Origin of the sequence: Mesorhizobium sp. M7A.F.Ca.CA.004.12.1.1, assembly GCF_003997835.1 — a bacterium.
Lineage (GTDB): Bacteria > Pseudomonadota > Alphaproteobacteria > Rhizobiales > Rhizobiaceae > Mesorhizobium.
In genome coordinates this window covers 1-8,328 of record NZ_RZRK01000220.1, presented here as the reverse complement: position 1 = coordinate 8,328, position 8,328 = coordinate 1, and the positions used below count along the sequence as shown (strand labels likewise).

Below are 8,328 nucleotides of genomic sequence, written 5' to 3'. Positions count from 1 at the left end.
TCCCTGGCTCGGTCCGATCGGCAGCGTCTTGCGGAAGAAGGCGTAGGCGGCGAAGGAAAACGCCAGCGCCAGCGACACCCAGGGCAGCTTGCCGCCCTCGACGGTCAGCACGGCGACTGCGACGGCCGCCAGCACCACCGCCGCGATCTGCAGCCGGTCGAGCCGCTCGCCAAGCAGCAGCGCGCCGACGACGACGTTGACCAGTGGATTGATGTAGTAGCCGAGCGCGGTTTCGACGGTGCGGTCGACAGCGATCGCCCAGACATAGATGCCCCAGTTGACCGAGATCAGCGCCGCCGTCAGCGCGGCCATGGCGATGGTGCGCGGCGAGCGCAGTGCCGCCTTGAAATCCGCCATGCGGCCGGCCCAGATCAGAACGGCGGCGGCGATCGGCACCGACCAGACGATGCGATGGGCAATGACTTCGGCGAGCGGCAGATGAGCGACCGCCTTCATGTAGAAGGGCAGCAATCCCCACAGCAGATAGGCGCCGAGCGCCAGCAGAAAGCCGCGCCGGGCCTTGGAATCCGCGTCCAGGGTAATTGCTTCAGTGGCCATGGGCCAACGCTATGGCCCAGTCACCTTGGCAAGACCATCGCAAAGTTCTGATGGATCAATGGACTTTCGCTGATGGTTCAACCCTATTCGGCGGCCACCAGTCCGGCCATCTCGCGGTTCTTCATCAGCTTGTAGACGATGGAATCCATCAGCGCCTGGAACGAGGCGTCGATAATGTTTTCGGAAACGCCGACCGTCCACCAGCGCGCGCCGGTGCCGTCATGCGATTCGATCAGAACGCGGGTGATCGCCTCGGTGCCGCCATTGAGGATACGCACCTTGAAGTCGGCCAACTCCATGTCGGCGATCTCGCCCTGAAATTTGCCGAGGTCCTTGCGCAGCGCGATGTCGAGTGCGTTGACCGGGCCATGCCCCTCGGCCACCGACATCTTCTCCTCGCCGTCGACCACCACCTTGACGATCGCTTCGGAGACCGTCTTCAGCTGGCCGTTGGCGTCGAAGCGGCGCTCGACCATGCAGCGGAACGAGGTGACGTTGAAGAACTCCGGCAGGCCGTGCAGCATCTTGCGTGCCAGGAGCTCGAAGCTGGCATCGGCGCCCTCATAGGCGTAGCCCTCGGCCTCGCGCTCCTTGACCACTGATATCAGCGCGTCGAGCCGGTGATCGTCCTTCGGCACCTCGATGCCGCGCCGCCTCAACTCGGCGAGGAAATTGGCCTTCCCGCCCTGGTCCGAAACCATGACGCGGCGGCGGTTACCGACCGTTTCCGGGGGTACATGCTCATAGGTCGCCGGCTCCTTGGCCAGCGCGGAGGCATGGATGCCCGCCTTGGTGGCGAAAGCAGAGGCCCCGACATAGGGCGCTTGCGCTTCCGGGGCGCGGTTCAAGAGTTCGTCGAAGGCGCGGGACAACCTGGAAATGCCTGTCAGCGCCTCAGCCGAAATACCGGTGTCGAAACGATCGGCGAAGGCCGGTTTCAACGCCAGCGTAGGCACGATCGAGATCAAATTGGCGTTGCCGCAGCGCTCGCCGATGCCATTGAGTGTGCCTTGGATCTGGCGCACGCCGGCCTCGACCGCGGCAAGCGAATTGGCGACCGCCTGGCCGGTGTCGTCATGGGCATGGATGCCGAGATGATCGCCCGAAATACCTGATAAAATAACCTTCTCGACGATGGCGCGGACTTCCGATGGCTGCGTGCCGCCATTGGTGTCACACAGCACCACCCAGCGCGCGCCGGCATCATAGGCGGTCCTGGCGCAGGCCAGCGCATAATCGGGATTGGCCTTGAAGCCGTCGAAAAAATGCTCGCAGTCGACCAACGCCTCCTTGCCGGCGGCGATCGCCGCCTCGACGGAGGCCTTGATGGCGTCGAGGTTCTCCTCATTGGTGCAGCCGAGCGCGACACGGACATGGTAGTCCCAACTCTTGGCGACGAAGCAGATGGCATCCGACTTGGATTGCACGAGTGACGCAAGGCCGGGATCGTTGGAAGCCGACGCCCCAGCCCGTTTGGTCATGCCGAAGGCGACGAATTTGGCGCGCGACGTACGTTTCTCCTGGAAGAAGGCGGTGTCGGTCGGATTGGCGCCGGGATAGCCACCTTCGACATAGTCGAGGCCAAAAGCATCGAGCAGTTTCGCGATGGCGATCTTGTCCTCGACGGAAAAGTCGATGCCAGGGGTCTGCTGGCCATCGCGCAATGTGGTGTCGAAGAGATAGAGGCGCTCGCGGGTCATGGTCATTTGCCTGCAAACTTGTCCGTCGCGCGGATCAGCCGATCCAAAATCCCCGGCTCCGAATAAGCATGACCGGCGCCCTCGATCAGGTGGAAATCCGCCTTTGGCCAGGCCTTGTGCAGCGCCCAGGCATAATGCGCCGGGCACGGCATGTCGTAGCGGCCATGGACGATGGTGCCGGGAATGTCAGCCAGCTTGTGCGCGTCGCGCAGCAACTGCCCTTCCTCCAGCCAGCCGGCATGGACGAAATAGTGGTTCTCGATGCGGGCAAAGGCGATGGCATAGTCGTCCTGCCCAAATGGTCCGCTGGTCTCCGGCTCGGGCAAAAGCGTGATCGTTTCGCCTTCCCACAAGCTCCAGGCGCGGGCCGCCTCGATCTGCGCCTTGCGATCCGTGCCGACCAGCCGCTTGCGGTAGGCAGCCATCATGTCGCCGCGCTCGGCCTCCGGGATCGGCGCCAGGAAGCGCTCCCATTTGTCCGGGAACATTTCCGAGACGCCGAATTGATAGTACCATTCGAGTTCGGCTCGCGTCAGCGTGTAGATGCCGCGTACCACCAACTCACTGACGCGTTCGGGGTGCGTTTCGGCATAGGCGAGCGCCAGCGTCGACCCCCAGGAGCCTCCGAACACCAGCCATTTGTCGAAGCCGGCCATTTCGCGCAGGCGTTCGATGTCGGCGACCAGGTGCCAGGTCGTATTGGTTTCGAGCGAGGCGTTGGGCGTCGATTTTCCGCAGCCGCGCTGGTCGAACAGGATGACATCGTAGAGCTTCGGGTCGAACAGCCGCCGGTGTTTTGGGGAAATGGTGCCGCCCGGCCCGCCATGCAGGAACACCGCCGGCTTGGCGCCCCTCGTGCCCGAACGCTCCCAGTAGACCTGATGGCCGTCGCCGACATCCAGCATGCCGGAATCGAACGCCTCGATCTCGGGATAAAGCGTACGCAATTGACTGCTCATAGCTGCAAACCTTTGGTCGGCCAGTCCGCTGTTTCATGGTCTGGGTGCTGGAAGGAGATGATGGATTCCTGCCTGTTGTAATAATCAGGATCCTGGTGGACGGGCTGATCGAAGATCGTCTCCACCCAGGGCAGCCGCGCGGCGTAGTTGACCTGGATCTGCGGGGCAAGATCGGAGCGGTCGTCGAAGGCACCGATAGCGATCTCAAGTCCACCGGGCTGCCGGTAGGTCAGCGGCGTCCCGCAGCGGGCGCAGAAACCACGATCGATGTTGACCGACGACTGGAAATAGCTCGGCTCTTCATGGGTCCATTCGACGCCGTCCCTGGGCACCGTGACCAGTGCACCGAAGAACGAGCCGAACTGCTTCTGGCACATGCGGCAATGGCAGATCGATGGACGGCCGAGCGCTCCATGAATGCGGAAACGCACGGCGCCACACTGGCAGCCGCCGGTTCTTACCTGATCGGTCATGATCTTTCCTTTGGCGGCCATTGTTCGGTGTCGTGGTCCGGATGCTGATAGGAGACGAGATCCGCCAGATAAGAGGCCGACGACACGTCGGCCATCGTCTCCTCGCCCGGCAATTGCGGGATCGTATCGACATAAGGCAGCTTTGCCTCGGTGCCCCATTGGATCAGCGGCACGATCTCCGCCGGATTGTCGAACGCGCCGATGGCGAGGCCAACGCCGTCCGGCGCGGTGAAGGTCAGCGGCGTGCCGCAATCGGCGCAAAAACCGCGATCGACATGGTTGGAGGAGCGGAAGTATTTCGGCTCGCCGCGCGTCCAGTCGAGCCGGGCGCCACGCACCGAAACCAGCGGCGCATAGAACGAGCCGAACGCCTTCTGGCACATGCGGCAATGGCAGACCGAAGCGTCGCCGAGCGCGCCTTCAACGCGAAAGCGCACCGCGCCGCACTGGCAGCCGCCGGTGTAGACCGGCCGGTTGTCGAGGCTCATCACCGCTCACTCCGGGACATGGCAGACGGCCTCGACATTGTTGCCGTCGGGATCGAAGACGAAGGCGCCATAGTAGCTCGGGTGATAATGCGGCCGCAGGCCTGGCCCGCCATTGTCCTTGCCACCGGCGGCAAGGGCTGCGGCATGGAAGGCATCGACCTCGGCGCGGCTGCGCGCCGTGAAGGCGACGTGCTGGTGATCCCTGGGCTTGTCCTTGCCGGTACTCAGCCAGAACACCGGCCGGTCACGGCCATAGCCGCCGACCTTGGCACCCCCGGTATATTCCAGCGGCACCATGTAAAGCAGCGCCGCACCAAGCGGGGCCATCGCCTTGTCATAGAAAGCCTTCGAAGCGTCGAAATCGGCAACGGTGATGCCGAGATGGTCGATCATCTTTTTACCTCCCAGGTGGTGATGCGCTCGCCAGTGACCGGATCCTTGCCGTCCTTCAACTGTACACCTTGAGCCAGCAGTTCGTCGCGGATGCGGTCGGCCTCGGCCCAGTTCTTGGCGGCGATGAATGCGAGACGCTTGGCGATTGCCTTGGCGACGTGGTCTTCATCAACCGTCGCCGACGCGACATCGAAGCCGAGGAACAGCAGCGACGCCTTCAGCGCAGCCGCCGCATCGTTGCCGTCCGCTGCCTCGCCAGCCAACTGCGTCAAGACCTGGAAGGCGGCATAGGTTGCGAGATCGTCCGACAAGGCATCGATGACCTGCACGGGCAGCAGTCCTGCGGCGGCCGGCGCAAGGTCGGCCGCCCGCTTCCATTTGCGCAGCGTGTTCTCGGCCTCTTCCAGCTTGCGCACGGAAAAGTCGATCGGTTCGCGATAGTGCGTCATCAGCATTGCCAGCCGCAGCACCTCGCCCGGCCATTTGCGGCCGCCGAACGTCTCGGTCTCGAGCAGTTCGTTGATCGAATAGAAATTGCCGACGCTTTTCGACATTTTCTGACCTTCGACCTGCAGGAAGCCGTTGTGCATCCAGATGTTGGCCATCACGTCCGTGCCATGGGCGCAGCGCGACTGGGCGATCTCGTTCTCATGGTGCGGGAAGATCAGGTCGAGGCCGCCGCCATGGATGTCGAACACCTCGCCGAGATAGGCGGCCGACATTGCCGAGCATTCGATGTGCCAGCCCGGCCGACCCCTGCCCCATGGCGAGTTCCAGCCAGGCTCCTCCGGCGACGACAACTTCCACAGGACAAAATCGCCGGGATTTTTCTTGTGCGCGTCGACGGCGATGCGAGCACCGGCCTGCTGCTCGTCGAGATTGCGCTTCGACAGCTGGCCGTAGTCCGGCATCGACGCCGTATCGAACAGGACTTCGCCCGCGGCAACATAGGCATGGCCGCGTTCGATCAGGCTTTGAATCAAGGTGATCATGTCGACCTTGCCGTCGGCGCGGGGCTCGACGAATTCGGTGGCGCGCGGCTCGACCGTCGGCTCCAGGCAGCCGAGAACCGCCACGTCCCTATGGAACTGGCCGGCGGTCTTTTCGGTGACCCGCCTGATCGCCTCGTTGAGCGAAAGTGTTCCGGAAGCGATCTCGCCGCCGAAGTCGCGCAGAGCGCGCGCGTTGATCTTGTCGTCGACGTCGGTGATGTTGCGCACATAGGTGACGTGCGCCTGCCCATAGACGTGACGCAGCAAGCGGAAAAGCACGTCAAAGACGATCACCGGCCTGGCATTGCCGATATGGGCAAAGTCGTAGACGGTCGGGCCGCAGACATACATGCGCACATTGTCTGGATCGATCGGGACGAAATCCTCTTTCGTCCGCGTCAGCGTGTTGTAGAGGCGCAGGCCCTGCGATGCGTCGGACATTCGTGCCTTCCCGGTTCAGAACTCAATTTGACGAAGCCAGCCCTGCGCGAAACGCAAATCAGGCTCCAGCCTGCTGGCCGGGGCGTTTGTCCAATCTGGGGAAAGATGAGGCGAAAACGTCCGGACCAGCGCGAGGCTAGCCAATAATGCAAATGCCACAAATGGCGAAAGACGTTTTCATGGGCGGCTTTATCGCCTTGGCATGTGTTGCCGTCAAGTCGCAAGTTTCGGCAAAAACGTCGCTGGATCACAGGTAATGATGCACTGAAACATTTTATTAAACATGTCGGCACAGTCATGAAACATTCGCCGGCTAGATCAGCAGGCGTCACGATTTGGTCAGAATCGGCCATCAAACGCAGACACGAAAATGTTACCTGGGAAGAGAGACATGCCCCGAACCAAGCAGGAAGCCAACCGAGCCAAGCAGCCGGCACTGGCCAACCACTACCGCGCGATCGGCCCGGCCGCGATCGTCGCCGCCCTCCTTCACACCGCGAAGAAGAAAAAGCCGGTACAGAAGATCGTGTCGCCCCGCGCCGCCTGAAGTGGTGTGCGGCCCGGCGCCAAGGGCGCCTGGCAAATGGCGCAGACATACGTCGCTGAAGAACAGGTTCAGCTAGAACAACGTCATCTGATTGTCGTCCGCGCCGGGCTTCTGGCGCTTGACCTTTTCGGGCTCCGGCCCGATCTCGCCCCGCTCCTGAATCTCCGGTCCGGTGTTGGCGACCTTGTTGACCAGGTCGGAGACGGGAATGGCCTCGAAGAAATCGAGTTGAGCCGGCCGCAACAGATCGGCGACATCACGCGGTTCGAGCGTGCGGCAATCCAGCCAACGGGCGAAATCCCTGGGGTCGATCACCACAGGCATGCGGTCGTGGATATGCGCGATATCGGCATTGGCGTTGATGGTCAGAATGGCGCCGGTATCCATTTCCGAACCGCCCGGCTCGGCATAGGTCTCGACCAGGCCGGCAAAGGCGACCAACCCGCCATGCCTGGGCCGGATCCAGTAAGGCTGGCCTTTCTTGCCGCCGGTTTGCCGCCATTCATAAAAGCCGGAAGCCGGCACCAAGGCGCGGCGATGGCGCATGGCGGCCTTGAACGACGCCTTTTCGGTAGCCCCTTCGGAGCGCGCGTTGAACAGCAGCGGAAACTCCCTGGTATCCTTGACCCAGGTCGGGATCAGCCCCCAGCGCACCAGCATTGGCTGCCGGTCGGGCAAATTGGAGCCCGGCGCCCGCGGGGGGCCGGCGACCGCCATCAGGATCGGCTGGGTTGGTGCGATGTTGTAGCGCGCCGGGAAATCCTCCAGTTCCGCCAAGCCCAGCAAGGCGGCAGTCTGGTCCGGCGTCGCGGTCAAGGCAAAACGTCCGCACATGGTCGATTGGCGCCCTTTGAAAGGTTCGGTTCCTGAAAGTGCCGGTGCAACCGGCATTGCGCAACCGCTAAAGCTTGCCCATGCTGGGCGGTCCACAACAGACCTGCCTACACGCCTGATCGGGAACCCATGAACGAAGCGCGCAAGACACTTCCGGCAGTCTCGGTCGCCGTCGTGCGTGCAGACACCCTGCTTCTGGTCAAGCGAGCCCGGCAACCCTCGCAAGGGCTCTATGCCTTTCCGGGCGGCAAGGTCGAACCCGGCGAGACGCTGGAGGCAGCGGCAGAGCGCGAACTTCTGGAAGAAACCGGTTTGCGCGCCACAAATTATCGCCCGCTACGGGAAATCCACATTGACGGCAGGGATGACAGCCACCCGGTCGATTACCTCCTCACGGTCTTCGGCGCGGCCTATGCCGGCGGCGAGGCGGTAGCCAGCGACGACGCAGAGACGGCGGCCTTCTATACACTCAGCGAGATGGCGGCATTGCCGCTCGCCGGCTCGGTGTTCGCCGTGGCCGAGGAGTTGTTGGACCCCCGCGGAGACGACGGGCCGAAGCCCTGAAAACAGCCTTGCAGGCGACAAATTGTTTCGCCACAAAGACTTATCCTGTTTGGCAGAGCCACGCCGTTGGGTAGAGAAGGCTTATGAACCGTCCGTCCATGCTCCTCGCCGCGTGTCTTGCGGTCGTCGCGACCGTTTCGATACGGCCCGCGCTCAGCGCCGAATCGCCGTTCGAGCCTGGGTTGATGCGGCTGGCGGAGGTTCTGGGCTCGCTGCATTTCCTGCGCAATCTGTGCGGCGAGAAAGGCGACCAGTGGCGTGTCGAAATGACAAAACTGCTCGATTCGGAAAATCCGGACGCCGAGCGGCGCGCCCGCTTCATTGCCAGCTTCAATCGCGGCTACCGCTCCTTCGGCGGCACCTATACGAGGTGTACGTC

Annotated in this window: 11 protein-coding genes; 3 read left to right on the top strand and 8 right to left on the bottom strand. The window is 62.9% G+C overall.

Translation table 11 applies throughout. The features are described 5' to 3' along the window. The 7 genes from rarD to cysS form a co-directional block, all read right to left on the bottom strand. The coding region (gene rarD, locus EN984_RS13970; protein ID WP_127383791.1) for an EamA family transporter RarD at window positions 1-558 on the bottom strand (558 nt) is incomplete at its 3' end. Window positions 559-641: 83 nt separating this feature from the next. Then, window positions 642-2,264: a citramalate synthase gene (cimA, locus tag EN984_RS13965; protein WP_206517190.1), complete on the bottom strand. Its 1,623-nt coding sequence runs from the start codon at window positions 2,262-2,264 to the stop codon at window positions 642-644. Then, window positions 2,261-3,217: a prolyl aminopeptidase gene (pip, locus tag EN984_RS13960; protein WP_127268544.1), complete on the bottom strand. Its 957-nt coding sequence runs from the start codon at window positions 3,215-3,217 to the stop codon at window positions 2,261-2,263. The genes cimA and pip overlap by 4 nt, the downstream gene beginning before the upstream one ends. After that, window positions 3,214-3,690: a GFA family protein gene (locus EN984_RS13955; protein WP_027038010.1), complete on the bottom strand. Its 477-nt coding sequence runs from the start codon at window positions 3,688-3,690 to the stop codon at window positions 3,214-3,216. The genes pip and EN984_RS13955 overlap by 4 nt, the downstream gene beginning before the upstream one ends. Continuing rightward, complete coding sequence (locus tag EN984_RS13950; protein WP_127268543.1) at window positions 3,687-4,178, bottom strand: GFA family protein; 492 nt, start codon at window positions 4,176-4,178, stop codon at window positions 3,687-3,689. The genes EN984_RS13955 and EN984_RS13950 overlap by 4 nt, the downstream gene beginning before the upstream one ends. Window positions 4,179-4,184: 6 nt before the next feature. After that, complete coding sequence (locus EN984_RS13945; protein ID WP_127268542.1) at window positions 4,185-4,571, bottom strand: VOC family protein; 387 nt, start codon at window positions 4,569-4,571, stop codon at window positions 4,185-4,187. After that, a complete protein-coding gene (cysS, locus tag EN984_RS13940; RefSeq protein WP_127268541.1) occupies window positions 4,568-6,004 on the bottom strand; it encodes a cysteine--tRNA ligase in 1,437 nt (478 codons plus the stop codon). The genes EN984_RS13945 and cysS overlap by 4 nt, the downstream gene beginning before the upstream one ends. A 391-nt stretch (window positions 6,005-6,395) precedes the next feature. Here cysS and EN984_RS13935 point away from each other — a divergent pair, with 391 nt between their 5' ends. Next, window positions 6,396-6,551: a hypothetical protein gene (locus EN984_RS13935; protein ID WP_081738801.1), complete on the top strand. Its 156-nt coding sequence runs from the start codon at window positions 6,396-6,398 to the stop codon at window positions 6,549-6,551. A 72-nt stretch (window positions 6,552-6,623) separates the two neighbouring features. Here the strand turns inward: EN984_RS13935 and EN984_RS13930 are convergent, their stop codons facing one another. Beyond that, window positions 6,624-7,385: an SOS response-associated peptidase gene (locus tag EN984_RS13930; protein ID WP_127268540.1), complete on the bottom strand. Its 762-nt coding sequence runs from the start codon at window positions 7,383-7,385 to the stop codon at window positions 6,624-6,626. 129 nt (window positions 7,386-7,514) lie between these two features. On the opposite strand from EN984_RS13930, the gene EN984_RS13925 reads away from it, so the two are divergent. Both EN984_RS13925 and EN984_RS13920 read left to right on the top strand, forming a co-directional pair. Further along, complete coding sequence (locus EN984_RS13925) at window positions 7,515-7,949, top strand: NUDIX hydrolase (protein ID WP_127271672.1); 435 nt, start codon at window positions 7,515-7,517, stop codon at window positions 7,947-7,949. An 83-nt stretch (window positions 7,950-8,032) separates the two neighbouring features. Further along, the coding region (locus EN984_RS13920; RefSeq protein WP_127383790.1) for a TIGR02301 family protein at window positions 8,033-8,328 on the top strand (296 nt) is incomplete at its 3' end.

Excerpts from the sequence above, each read along its gene's own strand:
- cimA (WP_206517190.1), bottom strand. The coding sequence starts at position 2,264 with ATGACCATGACCCGCGAGCGCCTCTATCTCTTCGACACCACATTGCGC.
- pip (WP_127268544.1), bottom strand. The coding sequence starts at position 3,217 with ATGAGCAGTCAATTGCGTACGCTTTATCCCGAGATCGAGGCGTTCGAT.
- EN984_RS13955 (WP_027038010.1), bottom strand. The coding sequence starts at position 3,690 with ATGACCGATCAGGTAAGAACCGGCGGCTGCCAGTGTGGCGCCGTGCGT.
- EN984_RS13950 (WP_127268543.1), bottom strand. The coding sequence starts at position 4,178 with ATGAGCCTCGACAACCGGCCGGTCTACACCGGCGGCTGCCAGTGCGGC.
- EN984_RS13945 (WP_127268542.1), bottom strand. The coding sequence starts at position 4,571 with ATGATCGACCATCTCGGCATCACCGTTGCCGATTTCGACGCTTCGAAG.
- cysS (WP_127268541.1), bottom strand. The coding sequence starts at position 6,004 with ATGTCCGACGCATCGCAGGGCCTGCGCCTCTACAACACGCTGACGCGG.
- EN984_RS13935 (WP_081738801.1), top strand. The coding sequence starts at position 6,396 with ATGCCCCGAACCAAGCAGGAAGCCAACCGAGCCAAGCAGCCGGCACTG.
- EN984_RS13930 (WP_127268540.1), bottom strand. The coding sequence starts at position 7,385 with ATGTGCGGACGTTTTGCCTTGACCGCGACGCCGGACCAGACTGCCGCC.
- EN984_RS13925 (WP_127271672.1), top strand. The coding sequence starts at position 7,515 with ATGAACGAAGCGCGCAAGACACTTCCGGCAGTCTCGGTCGCCGTCGTG.